Here is a 20364-nt window from a genome sequence, read left to right as displayed (position 1 = left end):
AGTTAATATTTATTTATCTATGGTTTTCGTATATATAATCGCGCACACTAGCCCTTAAAAATTGTAATTGTTCCCCGTCCAAACGCAAGGGATTTTTTAACAATTCTAACACCTCATATAGCTGATCCGTTGTGCGGATACCTGTTATTGCACTTGTTACCGCTTCCTGACTTAATATATAAGCTAAAGCTACTGATATTTCCGATTTATTCAAATCACGGGCCATATTACTGATCGCTTCGGCTGCTTTAGCGACTTCTGTCTTTGTATACTGCAAATAATCACCCGTTTTTTTTCCTAGCAATCGCCCTTGTGCAAGTCCTCCCCTCGTAATTACGCTAATTTGATGTTCTGCAAGTAAGGAAAGTATTTCTTCTTCTGGTCTACGATCCAACAGACTGTATTGCATCATTACCGAAACGATACGAGAACGTTTTACATATTCCCTAATCACATTTGGTCTAATGGATGATATGCCATACCAACGTATTTTTCCTTGCTGTTTAAGCACTTCAAAAGCTTCTATCGTTTCGTCTATTGGATCATCAATCGTTCCGCCATGCAGTTGATATAAATCAATATAATCGGTTTGAAGACGACGCAAACTGTCTTCTACTGCCTTCAAAATATAATCTTTTGATGGATTCCAATCCCAAGTGCTACCGTCCTCGCGCCATTGATTGCCTACTTTAGTGGCAATAATCACCTCTTTTCGAAACGGCTGCAGTGCCTTTCCTACCCACTCTTCGTTTCTCCCTTTGTCGTATAAATCAGCTGTATCAAAGAAATTAATTCCAGCATCAAAAGCCTGCTGCAACAAGCTTTCTGCTTGCTTTTGACTTTCATTTAGCGACATACAACCAAAGCCAATCTCGCTAATCCATAAATCGGATTTACCTAAGTTCCTATTCATACGTTTATATGAAGTGACCTAACTGCCTATTTTCAACAACTCTACATCAAATATCAATACACTATATGGCGGAATATCTGCTCCTGCCCCGCTTTCACCATATCCCAACTGATAGGGAATATAAAAGCGATAATGCGATCCTACAGGCATTAATTGCAACCCCTCTTGCCATCCCTGAATCACGCGATTAAGCGGGAAAGAAATGGGTTCCCCTCTATCGTAAGAACTATCAAATACCTTACCATCAAGCAAAGCGCCCTTATAATGAACGGTCACCGAGTCAGTCGCTAATGGTTTTGCACCATTCGCGTCCTTGATAATTTCATACTGCAAACCACTAGCAGTTGTATGAATAGTTGATTTGGTTTTATTTGTTGCCAAAAAAGCATCACCCTTCGCTGTTGCTTCTTTCTTTGCATTTTCAGCTGCTGCTGTCAGAACCTCACTAATAGCATGATATTCATCAGCTTCATTTAGCTGACTAGGTCTACCTGCAAATAAATCATCGATAGCTTGTGCCACCAATTTTCCATTTAACTGTTTTAGACCTCGTTTCTGCAAATCTCTAGCCATACTTAAGCCGAAGGCATAGGATGCAGAATCTAATTTACTCTCGAACATGGGACTTATCGTTTTTTGTTTTGATACCTGTTGTTTGGGTTTGTCTTTCTGTTGGGCACTTATAGAGAGTGAGCTCAAGGCCAGAAGGCTTATTAAAAGTAAGGATTTAATCATAGTGAAGCAAACATAAAAAAATTATAGGAAAAAGATAGGAGATTTGAGATGTTAGCGAAAAGTATCAAGTAGAAAGCGAAAAGAGAGATAAGAAACCTGATACACACAACTCGCAACTAACTACCCCTCAGCCATTCGGCATACCACTTACCACTATCTTTTACAATACGTGCTTGGTTTTCAAAATTAACATGTACCAACCCGAAGCGGGGATGGTATCCTTCTGCCCATTCAAAGTTGTCGGTAAACGTCCAAACGAAATAACCACCTACGTTTACACCTTCCTGTTTCGCTTTCAGTACTTCCCATATGTGTTCGCGCAGGTACATCATACGCTCTTCATCATGAATTTGACCATCATGTATTTTATCTTCAAATGCAGCGCCATTTTCGGTGATAATAATGGGGGGCATATTCGGATAACTATGTAAACGTTTCAATGCCATATAAATAGAAGGAGGATAAATTTCCCAATCCATTGCCGTGGTTTTTTCTATGCCTCTTTTCTTAGGTTCAACAATGTTGGCCCATACATAGGGCATCAGCAATGAAAATTGGATATACTCTCTTGTATAGGTCTGTAAACCTATAAAATCGAAATCAAAAGCCATTTCCGCTTCATCCCCTGGTAATATATATTTTTTCAGGTTTCGTAGCGCTTTCACCTCATCCATCGGATATCCCATGCCCAGCACTGGTTCTAAAAATAATCTGTTCATAATGGCATCAGCTCTTTTGAGCGCATTAATATGACGAGTTTTAAGGGCTATTGGTTCCATAACCGAATGAGAAAAGGTTGTTCCCACCAAAGCATCTGGCAATAACTTCTTTACCAATCGGCCTCCTTTACTCATACAAAGTGTAGCATGGTGGACGGCAGGAAGAAAATATTTCAATCCCCATTTACCTGGTGCATGCTTCCCAAAAAAATAACCAGCTCCAGTAAAAGCAACAGGCTCATTTAATATCATCCAATGTTTAACCCGATCTCCGAAATGTTGAACACAAACCTGAACAAAATATTCAAACCAACCAATAATTGCCCGATTCGTCCATCCACCTTTATCCTCCAATGCTTGCGGAAGGTCCCAGTGATATAAGGTAATCCATGGTGTTATATCCAATTGAAGACAAGTATCAATAATGCGGTTATAATATTCAATACCCAGCTGGTTTACAGCTCCTGTTCCTATTGGTAAAATGCGCGGCCATGAGACGGAAAACCGAAAATTAGGAATATGCATGGATTTCATTAGTCGTAGATCTTCTTCATATCGATTATAAAAGTCGCAAGCCTCACGAGCGTGATGCTTTCCCCTGATTTTACCTTTCTTTTTACTGAATTCATCCCAAATAGAAGCTCCCTTACCATCTTGGTCATGCGCTCCTTCTATCTGAAAAGCGGCGGTAGAAACACCCCACACAAAGTCGTCTCCGAAATCACTTTTCCTCATTCGCTTACTGATGAATGGACAATATTTTATCTACAATTTCCTGTGTAATATCAGGGTAATCTACTTTCACTAGGGTATCCGATGCTATCCACTCTTCAATAATATTATTATTCTTGGATTTAAGGTTTTTTATCACTGGAACCCCCATCTGTTTAAGTGCGGCGGCATTTAGATGCTGCTCATATTGGTTTTTCATGGGGATAACCAGTAGCTTTTTGTTTAAAAACAAAGCCTCAGCTGGAGTCTCAAATCCAGCACCGCAGAGTACGCCGTGGCAACTGGCCATGCTTCTAACAAATTTCTCATTATCGATGGGCTGCACATTTACGTTGTTTAGGGAAAAAGGTACGCGGTTATGTTTAGAAAAAACATCCCACTGTACATCTTTGAATCTCAACAAGCTTTTCAAAAGCCGTGCGTCATCGTAGGCAGGTAGGTATACGGTATAATGACCGTTGTCACTTACCTGTTGTGTGCGTATTTGCTGACGAATTACAGGTGTAAAGATAGATTCACTATAAGGCTGAAAATGAAAACCGTAACTAGTATCAACTGGCGCATAGTGCTTTAAAATAAATTTTCCCATCATATCTACTTCATCGGGTTTTGGTGATTGCTTATCCAACACCGCCGCCTGATGACTCATACCTATACATGGATGCTCACGCAGATAACAAGCCCAAGCTGTAACTGGTTCGAAATCGTTAATAACTAAATCATACGCTTCTATAGGAGCCTCATTAACTTCTTTCACAATATCTCTGATTTTATTTTGCATAAACGTCTTCCAGAGATCCACACCACCGGCTTTACCGAATATAAAACTTAGTCCGTGTTTTCGATACTTTACATCGAACGGCAAATCTAAATCGGCCTGGATACCACTGACCAAAATATCAACATCTGCCCTTTTTTTTAAGCATGGGATAACATCCATTGCTCTACTCAAATGCCCGTTGCCCGTTCCTTGTACTGCATATAATATCTTCATCCGATAATAATAAGTACCGCGCTTTATTTTTAAGTTAAACTTACGTTAATTCTTTATAAAAAAATATAAGATGCTTAATACGGAAATTTTAATTTTTTAAAAATAACATGCCATAACCAAATGGGGCCGGTCAACAAAAATTGTAGACCTATAGAAAAAGATGGTTTTTTTTGCTCCGTTTTATAGCCAATAAATTGCCCAATACAACTAATAATTAAAAGGATCAGGCATACTGACCAAAGTGTCGGACCGCCTGCCTGCTCCCAGTATTCCAAATGAACAATTAAATAACTGAAGAGGCCAAACGTAAGTAACATGACATAGGATAAAGTAGGTGCTAGACGCAAATAATAGTAAACAACAACCGCCATAAACAAGGTAAACCAATTGATAAAGCCATTATATTGCCCTAAAAAATTTAAATGAGGAAAGGGAATACTCCAAATTATTCCAGAAATACTAAAGGTCATTAGAGGAACAACAAACCAATGGATGAATTGGTTCGTTCCCTGCTGATGATAAAGGGCATATTGTTCAAAAAGAAGATCAATGGGTCTTTTCTCAACTTTCGTTTGTTGTTTTTTATGTTGTTTATGCGCCATATTTATGAATTACAGTACTAAGTACTTTACGGAGTACTTAGTACTAAAATCAAGTTTTATTTCGCAAATGATACCGATCTAGTTTCCCGGATAACGGTTACCTTGATTTGGCCTGGATAAGTCATCTCCGTTTGTATACGATTAGAAATATCTGCAGCCAATATCTCTGCTTGCGCATCGGTTACTTTTTCGCTTTCTACAACTACTCGTAATTCCCTTCCCGCTTGTATAGCAAACGTTTTCTCTACTCCAGGATAAGATAAAGCCAATTCTTCTAATTCCTTCAAACGTTTAATATAGCTTTCTACAACTTCTCGGCGAGCTCCTGGTCTAGCACCCGAGATAGCATCGCAAGCCTGTACAATAGGCGAAATAAGAGATGTCATTTCGATCTCATCATGATGGGCTCCAATGGCATTGCAAACTTCGGGATGTTCCTTATATTTTTCCGCCAACTGCATACCCAATATAGCATGTGGAAGCTCAGGATTATCATCAGGTACTTTACCAATATCGTGCAATAAACCTGCACGCTTAGCAAGCTTTACATTTAAGCCCAACTCTGCAGCCATTGTAGCACAGAAATTAGCAACTTCCCTAGAGTGTTGCAATAAGTTCTGTCCGTAAGATGACCGATAACGCATCCTACCAACCATTCGAATTAATTCTGGATGTAAACCATGTATACCTAGATCGATGACCGTACGCTCTCCTATTTCTACGATTTCGTCTTCGATTTGCTTTTTTGTTTTAGCAACGACCTCTTCTATACGTGCCGGGTGGATCCGCCCATCAGTTACCAGCCGATGAAGGGCTAAACGAGCAATTTCTCTACGTACCGGATCAAAGCCTGAAAGTATTATGGCTTCCGGAGTATCATCAACAATAATCTCAATGCCAGTAGCTGCTTCTAATGCTCGGATATTGCGGCCTTCTCGACCTATTACTCTTCCTTTTATTTCATCGTTTTCTATATTGAAAATAGAAACGGTATTCTCAATAGCACTTTCGGTAGCGGTGCGCTGAATGGTTTGGATAACTACTTTTTTCGCTTCTTTGCTAGCGGTAAGTTTGGCTTCATCGATAATGTCTTTGATTTGGATCATAGCCTTGGATCGGGCTTCTTCTCGAAGATTAGTTACCAATTGTTCTTTTGCTTCTTCTGCAGAAAGTCCGGCGATAGTTTCCAATTGTTTGATATGTTGAAGCTTTAGATGGTCAACTTCATCTTGCTTCTTATTGGTAAGCTCTAATTGGCGTTCTAGATTTTTACGGGTATTGTCTAATTCTTGTTTTTCCCGATTAACTTGCTCCAATTTTGAGTTTAACGACTGTTCTTTCTGGCGAATTGCATTTTCTTTTTGGTTGATTGTGTTGTTCTTTTGGCTGATTTCACGTTCATGTTCAGCCTTTAAATGAAGGAATTTTTCCTTTGCTTCCAATAAGCGGTTTTTCTTAAGCATTTCTGCTTCTTGCTCAGCTTCTTTTAAGATACGCTTTGCCTTATTTTGTGCCGCTTGCTCTTGCTTTTTAAATAGGATACGGAGTAAAAAACGTCCTATTACTATGCCTATAGCTAATCCCAATAGCACATAACTCATTATTTCCATGTTGTTTATCTATATTTAGTTGATGTTTAAAAATGGAAGGTTAACGTTACCTTCCATTTTTAAATCAGTTATCTTAAACAATTTATATTCAAAAAAAAACCGCAGCTAATAATAGGTTCCAATTATTTTAAACTTCTATATTCAGGTTTAGCGTATAACTATCTCCAGGTGGCCAAAGGCAAAATGGAGTATGCCTATTTACGCTTCTTGATATTGAAGTGTTAAGTTTAAAAATAGTGAAACCGAATTAACTGCGGTTAAATCTTAAGCTCAATATTAAAAAGAACGATTACTCTTTAAAAAACTCAGATAGCAATTGATCCAATTGATATACCTTATCAGCAACCCCTGTATCTTCATCTCGGATTTGTTTTTCAGCTTTCAAGGCTGCAGTTGCATAGTGCAATACGGCCATTGAAAGCAAATCTTGCTTATCTCTCACCGCATAATTCTCCTGTAGATCTTTTATACGGTCGTTAATTAACTTAGCTGCATGACGGATAATTTCTTCCTCTTCCATCTCAATCCTCAACGGATATACCCTGTCTGCAATATTTATTTTTATGGAAATATCTCCCATATGATGAGCTTGATTCACTATATAAATTAGTTACCTACTTCAGTAACTCGATACATTTATCTATTTCTCGCACAAAATCGTTAATTTTTTGCTTGATGTCAAGTGTTTTTTCTTTCCCCGCTTCTTTTTTTATCTCCAACCCTTCTAATGAACGCGCCACTGCCAAAGCTTTCATCTGCTCTTCTAAGTCCTTTGTCTTATTTTTACACGTTTCCAATGCTACTTTTATGGATTGATTTTCCAATTTAAGCATATCATTCTCTTCCTGTAAAGATAAACATAATTCAATCAGTTTTGCTGTTTTCTCTACGACATGGTCTAATTGAGCGGAAACTGTTGACATCTAATTTCGTTTTTTAATTTACCAACTAACTCTTTCTAACCTCGGCACCTACTTCTTTTTCAAAGTTAAGTATTAATTTTTGCATCACCGAATCAATTTGTTTATCTGTTAACGTTTTTTCTTCGTCTTGTAACTCAAAACTTAAGGCATACGACTTTTTTTCGGGTGGTAATTTGTCGCCTACGTAAACATCAAACACATTGACAGATTGAAGCAATTTACGTTCTGTTCGCTCTGCAAGCTGTTTAAGCGTGGCAAAAGAAACACTGCGATCAACCAATAAGGATAAATCACGTCTAACAGCAGGAAATTTAGCGATTTCCTGATATGTTATTCGGTTTTTACTGATAGCCTTCAAAAGTAATCCCCAATGAAAAACGGCATAAAATACATCTCCATTAACATCTGCTTTCTTTAAGGCATCAAGAGAAACGGCACCGAAACTTACAAGTATTTTTTGCCCCTTTCTATATTGAAGACCATAAGCTATTTTTGGATCTTCTGCTTCCTCGCTTGTTAAATCTTTTATATGAAGCCGCTTTATTAGGGCATCAACTGCTGCCTTTATGTGATAAAAGTTGCACCATTGAACCGGTTGATTCCATTGCTTATGTTGCATTGCTCCTGTAAGCGTCAGACTTAAATATTGATCTTCTTCATAACGATCGTCAATAGCATAGTACGTTTTTCCAAATTCAAATAGCTTTAAATCAGCATTTTTCCTTTTCTGATTATGACTAACCGCTTCCAGTGCAGAAAATAATAGGTTCTGACGCATAACGTCTAAATCACTGCTTAAAGGATTAAAGATTTTAACAGCGGTATCTGCATTATCCAGGTAAGCCGTCTTGGTCAATGAATTGGAAAGGATTTCGTAAAAACCATTACTTACCAGAAATTCTGAAACCATGTGCTGCACTACTTCTTTATCAGGTTTAGGAGAGGTATTAAGAGAAGCTTTTATCTGCTGCTTCATTTCAATATTATTATACCCATAAACCCGTAAAACTTCTTCAATAATGTCCACTTCCCGGGTAACGTCAACTTTATATGGTGGCACAGCTACTTCGATAACACCCTGACTTTTTACCCGTACCTCAATATGCAGTGCTTCTATAATGGCAATTATTTCCTCGTTGCTAATTTCTTTTCCAATTAACCGTCTAACCTGCTCTAGGTTGACATCAAATATAAAGGAGTTAATCGGTTCAGGGTAATGATCGGATATTGCGGAAACAATTTCGCCACCGGCTATTTCCTGAATTAAAAGAGCAGCCCTTTTCAAGGCAAGTACCGTCATATTGGGATCTGTTCCTCTTTCGAATCTAAACGAAGCATCTGTCTTTAACCCATGTCTTTTAGATGATTTCCGGATGGATACAGCGTTAAAATATGCACTTTCCAAAAAAACATCGTTAGTTAGTGCGCTCACGCCAGAATCTAAACCACCAAATACACCGGCTATACACAAAGGTTTCTCTTCATCGCAGATCATCAGATCTTCTGCTGATAGTTTTCGTGCTACTCCATCTAAAGTCACAAAAGATTCCCCTTCTCGTGCATTTCGAACAACAATTCGATTACCAGCTATTTTATGGGCATCAAAAGCATGCAATGGTTGCCCTAGCTCGTGCAATACATAGTTGGTGATATCCACTACGTTGTTTATCGAACGTATTCCAATCGTTTTCAATTGGTCGACTAACCATTGGGGTGACTTTCCTACGTTTACATTTCGGATGTATAGAGAGGTGTAACGTCTACAAGCTTCGGTATTTTGTACTTCAACCTGAATGGGACTTGGCTCTTGGCCTACCTTAAAACGCTCAATATGAGGTAGCGTAATCTCTTTTTTTAAATAGGCAGCTACGTCTCTTGCCACACCAAGATGGGAGGCTGCATCGGCACGATTTGGGGTTAAGCCAATTTCGAAACAAAAATCATCCGTTACATTAAAATAGCTTTTTGCTGCTTGCCCTACCTGAGCATCGGTATCTAGCACTATAATTCCATTGTGATCGACACCTAAACCGATCTCATCTTCGGCGCAAATCATCCCTTCAGACAACTCTCCCCTTATCTTTGATTTATTAATTTTAAAGGCTTCTCCACTCAACGGATGAATAACCGTTCCTACCGGAGCTACGACAACTTTTTGTCCAGCAGCAACGTTAGGAGCACCACAAACGATTTGGAGCAAAGATGTTGTGCCTATATCAACAGTCGTTAGCCGTAACCGATCAGCGTTAGGATGTGGTTGGCACGTCTTTACTTCTCCAATAACTAAGCCTTCTAGACCTCCGGGAATACTTTGTACTGTTTCTATGCCTTCTACTTCTAATCCCAGATCAGTCAATATTAACGAAAGTTCTTCAGGACTTTTATCTATTTCTATAAATTGTTTAAGCCAATTATATGCTATTTTCATTCGAATAAATTGTTTTAAATGACCTCACTAGCCCCCACATCTACCACTTTGGAATTAAAATCCTGTTTTAACAGGGCAACTAAGGTTCTAAAATCGTTGCAAACTTAGCATATTTTTGGAATTATTTATAAATCATCATGATCTACAAAACTATAATAACCCTCGTCAGTAATAATGAGATGATCCAACATACGTATATCCATATATTGCGCTGCCTGAACAATTTTATCGGTTAATTGTATATCAGCTTTACTAGGCTTTAGGGTTCCAGCCGGGTGGTTATGACTCATAATAAAACCCGTTGCTTTTGCATGAAGTACGGCCTCAAAAATATTTTTGACATCTACCCCAACCATGCCGCTTCCACCTTTACTGATCAATTCTTGCCCAATAACTTTATTGGCTGTATTAATCAGTAAAATCCAAAACTCCTCATGTCCTAAATCTGCATATAATGGCTGTAAAATACGGTAGGCATCTTCACTGCTTTTTATTTGCGGCTTTTTCTTTGCAATATTTTCTTTTCTCCGCCGGCCTAACTCCAAAGCAGCCATAATGGTAATGGCCTTCGCTTCCCCGATTCCTTTAAACGCTCGCAGATCATTTAAGGTTAATTTGGACAATTCACTTAAATCGTTCTCCACATTGGCCAAAATACGTTTACTTAGTTCTACTGCCGTTTCTTCCCGGGATCCACTTCCTATAAGTATGGCGATAAGTTCGGCATCACTAAGCATCCGTCTGCCATTGCATACCAATTTCTCACGTGGCCTATCTTGCTCCGCCCATTCTTTTAGACACATTTTTTTACTGTAAACTTCATTCATAAAAAAGATTATAAAATTATCAATAGGTTAAAAAAGGCTTTTATGATCTATTTTTCTCAAAGATATGGTAAAAATTGTTAATTTCGGCCTAAATTACGCAATTATAGACAATGCATAAATTCATACAACTAGGAATCTTAACACTTCTCGGTGGCGCTTTAACAGCTTGCCAATTTGGACAGTCGACATTAAAAGAAGACGCTTTACCCCAGTGGGTTGATTTATTTAATGGAAAAGATCTAAACGATTGGACTGTTAAAATAGCGAAACATGAGGTAGGTGATAATTTTGCCCATACGTTTCGGGTGGAAGATAGCGTCATTAAAGTTAGCTATGAAGGTTACAATCAATTCGACCAGCAATATGGACATATTTTTTACAATAAGCCCTATTCTTATTATCTCTTAAGGGTAGAATATCGTTTTGTCGGAGAACAGGCAAAAGGTGGTGAAGGATGGGCTTGGAGAAACAGTGGCATTATGCTGCATAGCCAAGATCCGCATACGATGCTTAAAGATCAAGATTTTCCAATCTCGTTAGAAGATCAATTGCTTGGTGGTAATGGAAAAGAGGAACGGCCAACAGGTAATTTATGCACCCCTGGCACAGAGGTCGTTTATAAAAACGAGCAATTTACGCCCCATTGCCTTAATTCATCATCCAAAACATATGCCGGAGATCAATGGGTTACCGCTGATGCCTTGGTTCTAGGCGATTCCATTATAAAACATATCATTAATCGTGATACGGTCATGGTATATACACATCCAACGATTAACGGAGGCAATGTTTCCAATTATGACCCCAACATAAAACAGGATGGCCAAGTATTAAAAAGTGGATACTTCTGCTTACAAAGTGAAAGTCATCCTGTAGAATTCAGAAAAGTAGCGATAATTGATCTAGCACCATATGCTAAAAATCCAGAAAAACTTCAAAGTGTTTTAGAGAAAATTAGGGAGAGAGAACTAAAGAAAGAGTAAAATATAAAAAAGGGTTGAAGAAGATTTCCTCAACCCCTATATTTTTTATCTATAAAATTAAGCTAAACCGTTAACGAATTTAGTCAACTTAGATTTATTATTAGAAGCCTTGTTCTTATGGATAACATTTTTCTTTGCCAAACGATCAAGCATTGATATGACGCGTGGCAACAACGTTGCAGCATCTTCCTTAGAAGTTGTTGCACGTAATTTTTTGATAGCGTTACGAGTTGTCTTAGCTTGGTAACGATTTCTCAAACGCTTCGCAGCGCTAGTCTTAATCCTTTTAATTGACGATTTATGATTTGCCATTTTTTAGCCTTTAATTCTTATTATTTTTTCGGATTGCAAATATAGGACTTTGATTGGATAATACAAAAACTTTTAAAAAAGATTAAAAACAAGTATTTAACACCTCAACTTTTTGAATGATGAAAACCTCTATCCGTTTATTTATAGCATCGATTCTCTTGGTTACCCTATCTTCTTGGGGCTTTTATGCCCACAAACAAATCAATAGGTTAGCCATATATACACTTCCAAATTCAATGGCACCATTTTATAAAATGTACGCCACTTATTTAACGGAACATGCTGTAGACCCTGATAAAAGGCGCTATATCACCGAATATGAAGCTGCTAGACATTATATTGATGCCGATGCATATGGCAAACATCCTTTTGACAGTATTCCAAAAACATGGAAGGCCGCTGTGGCAAAATATACAGAAGATACCCTTATGAGTCGCGGAATAGTTCCTTGGCAAATTGCACGTTCGTACGATCAGCTGATTAAAGCTTTTCAGACAAAAGATCTTCCAAAAATCTTACGTCACTCTGCTGATTTAGGCCACTATATAGCAGATGCGCATGTTCCCTTACATACCACTCATAATTACAATGGCCAATTAACCAACCAAGTAGGCATCCATGCTTTTTGGGAAAGTAGATTACCAGAGTTGTTTGCACAGCATTACGATTTCCTAGTAGGTTCGGCGCAATATATTGATCATCCTCTTCTGGAAGCCTGGCATATGGTAGAACAAAGTTTTTCTCAGGTAGACAGTGTCTTAGAAATCGAAGCATCCCTTAGCAAAACGTATCCGCAAGAAAAGAAGTTTGCTTATGAAAACCGTTTAAGGACAATAGACAAAGTGTATTCGCGCGCTTATTCTACTGACTACCATCGATTGTTGGGTGGCATGGTAGAGCAACAGATGAAAAAAGCAGTAATTGCAGTAGGTAGTTATTGGTACTCGGCTTGGGTAGACGCTGGCCAACCCGATCTGAAAGGTCTACTGAAGCCAGATCAGCCATTAGCAACTGACGTGCAAGCAGACAGTAGTTATTATGATAAAAAGGCACTAGGCCGGGAAGAATGGCAGTAAATAGCATCGATCACCACCATAGACAAGTATTAAAATAACCGGACTATGAAGAAGTTCAAAACCGGACTACTTCAAGATGCCATAAGAGTCTTTATTTTGTGCCAGCATTGAGGTGTACGAAAAGTCTACAATCGCCATATCGATTGGAGCACCTTATTCATCATGATGTGTGGAGTTGAGGCTTTTCGGACAGCTTCTTTGCTTTATTATTTTATAACAAGTGACGATGATGAAAATTTTTACTTCTTTTTGCGCCTTACTTTGTCTTGCCCAATCGCCATCATGGGGTCAATCCTTGTCTACAACAGCAATTGATGACACCTTAACGACCCACTTAAATGAGGTTACCGTTACCGAAAATCGCTTACGGATTCCATTTACAGAACAAAATAGAAATATAGACATTCTTACGAAAGAAGATATTAAACAGTTACCTGCACATTCGATCAATGAATTATTGTCCTATATAGCCGGAGTAGACGTAAGGCAAAGGGGCCCTTGGGGCGCTCAAGCAGATATTAGTATTGACGGTGGAACTTTTGAACAGACAATGATTTTAGTAAACGGTGTTAAAGTTAGCGATCCACAAACCGCACATCATTCTATGAACATACCCGTTCCGTTAGGAGCTATTGAACGAATCGAGGTCATCAGAGGCCCCGCTGCTCGTATTTACGGAATCAATAGCCTAACAGGTGCTATAAATATTGTAACACGCGTACCCGAAAAACAATTTTTCGACGCTCAATTAAACGCTTCATCCAGTTTTAAAAATAAAGAAGAAGGTGATGGTAAAGGTATTTATAACGGAAGAGGTATTCAACTGGGTGCCGGTTTAACTACTGATCGCTCCAATCATTTAATTTATGGCAGTTATGATACGAGCAATGGTTATCGTTATAATACGCCGTTTCACAATGGTAAAATTTTTTATCAGGGAAAAATCCGAAACGATCTTCAAAATTCGTGGAACCTTATGGCAGGTTATACACACAATGATTTTGGAGCGAATGCTTATTATGCTCCACCTCATGATCGTGAAGCAAGAGAAATTGTTCAAACAGCCCTGTTTTCAATTGATTTTGATGGTCACTTATCCGACCGATGGTCTATCAAACCAAGACTAAGTTACCGATATAATCATGACGATTATCGATACGATCAGCACAACTTAGACTTATATCGTAATCTTCACCATACCCACGTTGCTACCGCGGAAATAAATACAACCTACCGAACGGATGTAGGAACTATCGGCTTCGGTTTAGAGGCCAGAAATGAGTTTATGATCAGCAGCAATATGGGTAATAGGAAAAGGGGGAATTATGGTGTATACGCCGAATATAAAACAGCGATCATCAATCGTTTAGCAGCAAATATAGGAGCATATTTAAATTATAACAGCAAGTTCGGTTGGCAGATATATCCAGGATTAGATCTAGGCTACACATTGACCAATCATTGGAGGTTATATGTGAATACCGGCTCAGGTGAACGAGTTCCTTCATTTACAGACCTATATACTACAGGAGGAGGAAATATAGGGAATCCAGAATTGACACCGGAAAAAGCTTGGTATGCAGAAAGCGGAATTAAATTCAATGATCAGCGCTGGTTCTTAAACGCCAGTTATTTTTATCGAAAAATAACTGATTTTATTGATTGGACTAGACCATCGGCCGAAGAAAACTGGGAACCTAGCAACTTCTTGCAAAATCAAGTTCAGGGAATCAATATCGCGTCTAAACTCAAAATCGCCAGTGAGGAAGAAAATAAGTGGTATATCGGTTTATCTTATAATTTTCTTAAGCCAAAAATTATTAATGCCAACAGCAATAACCTATTATCTAAATATGCAATTGAAAGTTTAAAGCATCAGCTGGTTGCAAGTGCATCTTGGCATACAACACATCTTTCGATGAGCGTGGCTCAACGCTTTGTAGAACGGATCAGTTACAAAAATTACTTTATAACCGACTTCAAAGCGCATTATCGATGGGAAAAATATGTTATTAAACTGGAAGCCAATAACTTATTCGACATTACTTATATTGAAACATCAACCATACCATTACCAGGCAGATGGTTCAGTCTAGGATTGAACTATGCACTTTAGCGTCAAGTAAAAGGTTCTTAGCAATACGTCTTCAGTAGATATAGGAGCGTAAAATTAACAATTAGCAACCTTAAACCGACTACTGTCTAATGAATACTTTTTGTCATAGAGTAATACCTCACACGATAACATTATGTGAGGTATTAATTATGACTTTATAAACCTAAAATCGTTTTGTTTAAGTCATGGTCTACCACTGTCGCCGCAAAATCATCAAAGGTTTTATCGGTTACCCGAATAATGTGATCAGCAATGAACACCGCTCCTTCCTTGGCACCATCTTCTGGATGCTTTAGTGCACACTCCCATTCCATCACGGCCCATCCCTCAAAATCATAGGCTGTTAATTTACTGAATATTGATTTAAAATCTACTTGTCCGTCACCTAATGATCTAAATCTGCCAGCACGTTCTACCCAACTTTGATAACCACCATATACACCTTGTTTACCCGTTGGGTTGAATTCTGCATCTTTTACGTGGAACATTTTGATACGTTCATGATAATGATCAATATAGGCTAGATAATCTAAGCATTGCAAAACAAAATGAGACGGATCATATAATAAACATGCTCTTGCATGCTGATTTACTTTTTCAAGAAATAGTTCATAACTAATCCCATCATGCAAATCTTCCCCTGGATGGATTTCGTAACAGACATCTACCCCCACCTCATCAAACGCATTCAAAATAGGTAACCATCTATGGGCAAGTTCTGTAAAACCTTCTTCTACTAAACCTGCCGGACGCTGTGGCCAAGGATATACCGTATGCCACAACAACGCACCGCTAAACGTAGCATGGGCATTTAAACCTAGATTTCGGGAAGCTTGCGCCGCGTACTTCAGTTGTTGTATGGCCCATTCGGTACGAGCTTTTGGATTATTACGGTAGCTGGCTGGAGCAAATCCATCAAAAAGCTTATCATATGCAGGATTTACTGCTACAAGTTGCCCCTGTAAATGAGTAGACAATTCCGTAATTTCTAAGCCATGGCTATTAACCAAGCCTTTAATCTCATCTGCATAAGTTTTACTTTCTGCGGCTTTTTGCAGATCAAAATAAGCAGCATCTCCCGTCGGAATTTGTATACCTTTAAATCCTAACCCTTTCGCCCATTTGCAAATAGATCCTAACGTATTGAATGGCGGCTTGTCTCCAATAAATTGTGCTAAGAAAATTCCTGGCCCTTTAATTGTTTTCATTTGTATCTCGTTTGTTTTTTTATTCAACGGTTTAATATAGGATAAATTTTCAAGCGATGCAAGGAATACACTCGTGCTCAGATATACCGATTAATCAGATTTTCTAAAAACTCCTGCTTACCACTTATGGTTTTCGGTTCGCCAAATGTAATGGCCAGATTTCGCAACTCTTCAAGCGATAACTTTCCATCTTCAAATTGTTTGCCTTCACCATTATCAAATGAAGCATACCTATTTTTTCGGATTTGCCTATAGGATGATTGTTTTAAAATGTTATCTGCCGCGATTAACGCTCTAGCAAAAGTATCTGCCCCGCCAATATGCGCATAAAATAAGTCTACTGGATCGGTTGAATTTCTTCTAATTTTGGCGTCAAAGTTTATTCCGCCGCCACCAAAACCTCCGGCCTCCAATATGATCAATAATGATTCCGTCAATTCATTAATATTATTTGGAAACTGATCGGTATCCCATCCATTCTGGTAATCTCCTCTATTGGCATCCATCGATCCGAGCAATCCCGCATCAACGGCAACCTGCAATTCATGTTGAAATGTATGACCGGCTAGCGTAGCATGATTAACTTCCAGGTTTAATTTAAAATCGTCTAATAAATCGTACTGACGTAAAAAGCCAATGACTGTTGCTGCATCGTAATCGTATTGGTGTTTCGTTGGTTCGCAAGGTTTAGGTTCAATAAAGAACGTTCCTTTAAACCCCTGTGCTCTCGCATAATCTTTAGCCATATGTAACATACGGGCTAAATGTTCCTGCTCACGCTTCATGTCTGTATTAAGTAATGTCATATAACCTTCTCTGCCACCCCAAAACACATAATTTTCTCCATTTAGAGCAATTGTTGCATCTAAGGCTGCTTTAATCTGTGCACCAGCATGAGCTACAACAGTAAAATCCGGATTAGTTGCAGCACCATTCATGTACCGTTGATGACTAAATAGATTTGCTGTTCCCCAAAGTAGTTTTACGCCGCTTGCCTGCTGTTTATCTTTAGCGTATTCTACCAGAATTTGCAAGCGTCTTTCATTCTCCACCACATCATTGCCGTAATCAACTACGTCTACATCATGGAAACAGTAATAAGGCAGATTCATCTTCGTAAAAAATTCGAAAGCAGCATCCATTTTATCCTTAGCCCGTTGTATAACATCGGCATGCTCATCCCAGGGAAAGAAATGTGTCTGTCCACCAAACGGATCACTTCCTGTTCCGTTAAAAGAATGCCAATAAGCAACAGCAAATCGTAAGTGTTCTTTCATGGTTTTACCACCGACAACCCTATTTTCATCGTACCAATGATAGGCCAAAGGATTATCACTTTCCGGACCCTCATAGCTTATCTGTCTAATCTCTTTGAAATACTCCCGTTCTCCTATAATAACTGACATAATACTATATTTTATTGTTTTTTAGTTAGTTAATTCATTTATATTAATTGTCTATTTAGAATAGTAAGCCATTCTTGGTAACTATTCTCATAAGCAATCACCAGGTCCTTCTTTGGTTCAATAATTTCCAGTGGTTTGGCGGACCGAAATGCCTCTTCAGGGCTTTTAAAAATACCTGCTCCAATACCAGCCCCTAAAGCAGCTCCCACACTACCATCGTTTTCATATAATTCAATTGGCACATTAGTTATATTAACAAATATATCTTTAAATAAGCCACTTAAGAAAAGATTTGTTTTTCCAGCACGTATAATTTGAGGTATCATACCATTTTCACGCATAATATCCAAACCATATCTGAAAGCGAAAACGATCCCTTCCTGGCAAGCTCTGAAAACATGTTTATATTGATGTCTATTCAAATCTAAATGAACAAACTGTGCACCTATTATTTTATTTTGCAAAATACGTTCTGCTCCGTTCCCAAAAGGTAATATTTTTAATCCTTCACTGCCTAAGGGGATTTCGCTAGCCAAATCGTTGATCGCCTCGTAGCTTAAATCTTTTCCAAATTGATCTCTGACCCACCGATTTAAAATACCAGTACCATTGATGCAAAGCAATACTCCGACTATTGGATCATTTTCTGTATAATTTACATGAGCAAACGTATTGATACGGGAATATGGATCATGAACCAGCTCGTCACTTATACCATAAATTACTCCAGATGTTCCCGCTGTCGCGGCTACCTCTCCTGGTTTCAGTACATTTAGCGACAACGCATTATTAGGTTGATCTCCAGCTTTATAACTTACTGGTATTCCATCCTTTAAACCTAAACGATCAGCCACCGATTTTTGTAAATAGCCATGCTCGCTAAACAAAGGAAAGATGTCTGGTATCATGTTTCGGTCAAATCCGAAATAATCCATAAGCGCTTTTGAGAGCTCGTTTTTCTTAAAATCCCAGAACACTCCCTCAGAAAGCGCTGAAATACTGGTCGTAACGACACCAGTCAACTTTAACGCAATATAGTCTCCAGGTAGCATTACTTTATATATCTGATCATATACAGCTGGCTCGTTGCTTTTTATCCAAGCCAATTTTGCTGCTGTAAAATTACCTGGAGAATTTAAAAGAGACGTTAATACAGTTGCTGCATCAAGGGCTTCAAATGCACGGGCACCAATCTCAACGGCGCGGCTATCACACCAAATAATAGCATTCCGTATACTGTTGCCATATTGATCGGTCAAGACCAGTCCATGCATCTGGTATGCAATTCCAATAGCTGTTATAGCTAATGGATCATATAGTCTTTTTTGGTTAAGTCTTAACAAAGCTTGCTGTACGTGTTCCCACCAGGTATCGGGTGATTGCTCTGCCCAACCACTTTTTGGTGTTAATATAGGGGTTTCTTCCTGCTCCGGATAACGATACGATGCGATGCACCGTTGTGTAGAGGCATCTACTACGGAAATTTTTATTGCCGATGTACCAATATCTATTCCTAATAATAACATGGTTTGTTTTTCATTAATTCAGGTAGTGCTAACGTTGGCATAAAAATAAAACTAAAGTAGCATAATTCCAAAGGCAATTGATATTTTTGATGTGAAATGAAAAAGATAACCATCTTAGATATTGCAAAGGAACTGAATATCACTTTTTCCACTGTCGCAAGAGCCTTAAATGACCATCCGGCGATTAGTAAATCCACTAAGGAAGCCGTAAAACAGACGGCTGAGAAATTAGGTTACAGAAAAAACAAAATTGCCTCCTCGCTTCGCTCAGGTAAAAGTAACATTATTGGCGTTTTAATCCCCTCACTAGACGTCAGTTTTTTTAGTTCCGTGGTGCATGGAATTGAATCGGTAATGAATCAGAATGGCTATTCAATCCTATTGTACCAATCTCAAGAATCGTATAAAAAAGAAGACAAGGGTATTGAAACGTTGCTAAATTCAAGGGTAGATGGCATTATTGCTTCCACAGCTATCAACAGAGTAAATAAGGAGACATTTCAGGATATCGTAACCAGAAACATTCCTCTCGCCTTTTTTGATAGGGTACTAGAGGGTATACCCGCTCCTGCTGTGACCATAGATGACTATAAAGGTGGATATATGGCTACAGAGCACCTGATAAAAGCAGGCTATAAAAAAATTGTGCATATTACAGAGACAAGAAACTTGTCTATTTTTAAAGAACGGCTTCGGGGATATTTAGATGCCCTAAAAGCATACCATATTCCTATAGATGAGCAATTAATTCTAAAAGGAAATTTGTCGTTGGATTTTGGAAAAGCATGTGTGAAAGAACTGACACAAAGGAATATACCATTTGATGCACTATTTACATTGGAAGATTTCACTGCCATGGGTGTCATCCAGCAATTAAAAGAACAACAATTAAAGATTCCTGAAGAAATAGGTGTAATTGGTTTTGCAAACGAGGCGTTTGGTAGTCTCGTTACACCCACACTTTCGACTATAGACCAACAAACAAACCGCATGGGAGAAGAAGTTGCGCAATTATTTCTACGTATGCTTAAAGAAGGAAATTTTTATCAACATGCTCCTAAACAAATAAAACTTGAACCACTTTTAATCGTCAGAGAATCTTCTAAAGGTCCGTATATCCCAAACATTGTTTAGATCTATATGCTTTAGGCTTTAATTTAAGTAATGAGCCTTAGGCAACGGTTTATTGCCTTGCTAAATTTGAATTAACGATATACGTATGACGTATTACGTTTCTATGTCTACTTATCCAAA

Annotated in this window: 18 protein-coding genes; 4 read left to right on the top strand and 14 right to left on the bottom strand. The window is 38.4% G+C overall.

Annotated elements, in window-relative coordinates:
- Positions 1 to 13 precede the first annotated feature (13 nt).
- The 10 genes from ABD930_RS13400 to radC all read right to left on the bottom strand — a co-directional run bounded on the left by ABD930_RS13400 (position 14) and on the right by radC (position 10483).
- The gene (locus ABD930_RS13400) at positions 14 to 913 is read right to left on the bottom strand and encodes an aldo/keto reductase (protein ID WP_345232241.1); all 900 of its coding nucleotides are present in this window, start codon (positions 911 to 913) and stop codon (positions 14 to 16) included.
- Positions 914 to 931: 18 nt separating this feature from the next.
- A complete protein-coding gene (gene bamJ / locus ABD930_RS13395) occupies positions 932 to 1534 on the bottom strand; it encodes a BamJ family beta-barrel-assembly machinery protein (RefSeq protein ID WP_345232240.1) in 603 nt (200 codons plus the stop codon).
- Positions 1535 to 1764: 230 nt separating this feature from the next.
- On the bottom strand, positions 1765 to 3102 hold the full coding sequence (locus ABD930_RS13390) for a GH1 family beta-glucosidase (protein ID WP_345232239.1): 1338 nt from the start codon (positions 3100 to 3102) through the stop codon (positions 1765 to 1767).
- A gap of 4 nt (positions 3103 to 3106) precedes the next feature.
- Positions 3107 to 4093: a glycosyltransferase family protein gene (locus ABD930_RS13385; protein ID WP_345232238.1), complete on the bottom strand. Its 987-nt coding sequence runs from the start codon at positions 4091 to 4093 to the stop codon at positions 3107 to 3109.
- Between the two features lie 74 nt (positions 4094 to 4167).
- Positions 4168 to 4695, bottom strand: a complete 528-nt coding sequence (locus tag ABD930_RS13380; RefSeq protein WP_345232237.1) for an Mpo1 family 2-hydroxy fatty acid dioxygenase — start codon at positions 4693 to 4695, stop codon at positions 4168 to 4170.
- A 56-nt stretch (positions 4696 to 4751) separates the two neighbouring features.
- On the bottom strand, positions 4752 to 6305 hold the full coding sequence (rny, locus tag ABD930_RS13375) for a ribonuclease Y (RefSeq protein WP_345232236.1): 1554 nt from the start codon (positions 6303 to 6305) through the stop codon (positions 4752 to 4754).
- Between the two features lie 289 nt (positions 6306 to 6594).
- Positions 6595 to 6885: a cell division protein ZapA gene (locus ABD930_RS13370; protein WP_345232235.1), complete on the bottom strand. Its 291-nt coding sequence runs from the start codon at positions 6883 to 6885 to the stop codon at positions 6595 to 6597.
- Between the two features lie 34 nt (positions 6886 to 6919).
- Positions 6920 to 7228: a hypothetical protein gene (locus tag ABD930_RS13365; protein WP_345232234.1), complete on the bottom strand. Its 309-nt coding sequence runs from the start codon at positions 7226 to 7228 to the stop codon at positions 6920 to 6922.
- Positions 7229 to 7253: 25 nt separating this feature from the next.
- Positions 7254 to 9656, bottom strand: a complete 2403-nt coding sequence (pheT, locus tag ABD930_RS13360) for a phenylalanine--tRNA ligase subunit beta (RefSeq protein ID WP_345232233.1) — start codon at positions 9654 to 9656, stop codon at positions 7254 to 7256.
- A gap of 125 nt (positions 9657 to 9781) precedes the next feature.
- The gene (gene radC / locus ABD930_RS13355; protein WP_345232232.1) at positions 9782 to 10483 is read right to left on the bottom strand and encodes a RadC family protein; all 702 of its coding nucleotides are present in this window, start codon (positions 10481 to 10483) and stop codon (positions 9782 to 9784) included.
- Between the two features lie 110 nt (positions 10484 to 10593).
- Here radC and ABD930_RS13350 point away from each other — a divergent pair, with 110 nt between their 5' ends.
- Complete coding sequence (locus ABD930_RS13350) at positions 10594 to 11466, top strand: 3-keto-disaccharide hydrolase (protein ID WP_345232231.1); 873 nt, start codon at positions 10594 to 10596, stop codon at positions 11464 to 11466.
- Between the two features lie 57 nt (positions 11467 to 11523).
- Here the strand turns inward: ABD930_RS13350 and rpsT are convergent, their stop codons facing one another.
- Entirely contained in the window at positions 11524 to 11778 is a 255-nt protein-coding gene (gene rpsT, locus ABD930_RS13345) for a 30S ribosomal protein S20 (protein WP_345232230.1), read from the bottom strand.
- A gap of 116 nt (positions 11779 to 11894) precedes the next feature.
- Here rpsT and ABD930_RS13340 point away from each other — a divergent pair, with 116 nt between their 5' ends.
- Both ABD930_RS13340 and ABD930_RS13335 read left to right on the top strand, forming a co-directional pair.
- Entirely contained in the window at positions 11895 to 12854 is a 960-nt protein-coding gene (locus ABD930_RS13340) for a zinc dependent phospholipase C family protein (protein WP_345232229.1), read from the top strand.
- Positions 12855 to 13080: 226 nt separating this feature from the next.
- The gene (locus tag ABD930_RS13335) at positions 13081 to 14970 is read left to right on the top strand and encodes a TonB-dependent receptor plug domain-containing protein (RefSeq protein WP_345232228.1); all 1890 of its coding nucleotides are present in this window, start codon (positions 13081 to 13083) and stop codon (positions 14968 to 14970) included.
- Positions 14971 to 15125: 155 nt separating this feature from the next.
- On the opposite strand, the gene ABD930_RS13330 is transcribed toward ABD930_RS13335, so the two are convergent.
- The 3 genes from ABD930_RS13330 to ABD930_RS13320 form a co-directional block, all read right to left on the bottom strand.
- Positions 15126 to 16178 carry a sugar phosphate isomerase/epimerase family protein gene (locus ABD930_RS13330; RefSeq protein ID WP_345232227.1) on the bottom strand — a complete coding sequence of 351 codons (1053 nt, stop codon included), beginning with the start codon at positions 16176 to 16178 and terminating at the stop codon, positions 15126 to 15128.
- A 77-nt stretch (positions 16179 to 16255) separates the two neighbouring features.
- A complete protein-coding gene (gene xylA / locus ABD930_RS13325; RefSeq protein WP_345232226.1) occupies positions 16256 to 17584 on the bottom strand; it encodes a xylose isomerase in 1329 nt (442 codons plus the stop codon).
- Positions 17585 to 17622: 38 nt separating this feature from the next.
- Positions 17623 to 19110: a xylulokinase gene (locus ABD930_RS13320; RefSeq protein ID WP_345232225.1), complete on the bottom strand. Its 1488-nt coding sequence runs from the start codon at positions 19108 to 19110 to the stop codon at positions 17623 to 17625.
- Positions 19111 to 19206: 96 nt separating this feature from the next.
- Between ABD930_RS13320 and ABD930_RS13315 the strand changes: the two genes are divergently transcribed.
- Positions 19207 to 20244 carry a LacI family DNA-binding transcriptional regulator gene (locus tag ABD930_RS13315; protein ID WP_345232224.1) on the top strand — a complete coding sequence of 346 codons (1038 nt, stop codon included), beginning with the start codon at positions 19207 to 19209 and terminating at the stop codon, positions 20242 to 20244.
- The last annotated feature ends 120 nt before the right edge of the window (positions 20245 to 20364 follow it).

Source organism: Olivibacter ginsenosidimutans, assembly GCF_039542865.1.
Lineage (GTDB): Bacteria > Bacteroidota > Bacteroidia > Sphingobacteriales > Sphingobacteriaceae > Olivibacter > Olivibacter ginsenosidimutans.
The sequence above is the reverse complement of the archived record's forward strand: the minus strand, read 5'-3'. Positions and strand labels throughout refer to the sequence as shown.